The organism is Citrobacter sp. VF227, from assembly GCF_052950715.1.
The window spans coordinates 1-494 of sequence record NZ_JBRFVF010000303.1 but is presented as its reverse complement, the minus strand read 5'-3'; the positions used below and the strand labels follow the sequence as shown (position 1 = coordinate 494).

Below are 494 nucleotides of genomic sequence, written 5' to 3'. Positions count from 1 at the left end.
CGAGCCAGCCCGGCTGGCTGGCATCGGCAAAGGCGCCGGTGCCCGAGTAGGTGATGCGCGCATCGGCAATACGGGTGGACGGCACGGTGTTGTCGGTGGAGATATCGTCCGCGCGAACCAGACCTGCGATACGCACCAGTTCGTCACCGGTATTGAGCGTCATCCACTTCTCGCCGCGCACGGCAAGGATGCCGTTAGGCAGCACTTCGGAAACGGTGACAGTAATGGAGCCGGACAGGCTGTTGCTCTGCCCTGCCTGGCCAGAGCCGGAGGTGTCGCGCGACGCCTCGTACTCCGCTCCCAGGTTCATTGAGTTGCCGGTCAGAGGGTTGGCCATGGACACCGCGCCGCCAAACAGCGAACCGAGACCTATGTTCGCGCTGCTGTCCTTCGAGAGTTTCGACGTCGCGTTCTTGCTGGCCTGGGTCCGCTCGTTGAGGGTAATGGTGATGATGTCACCAACCCGATGAGCCTTGCGGTCGTCGTAGAGGTTG

Annotated in this window: 1 protein-coding gene; it reads right to left on the bottom strand. The window is 62.8% G+C overall.

The features are described 5' to 3' along the window. A partial coding sequence (flgH, locus tag ACU8YC_RS26430; RefSeq protein WP_446896183.1) for a flagellar basal body L-ring protein FlgH occupies positions 1-494 on the bottom strand: 494 nt, incomplete at both ends.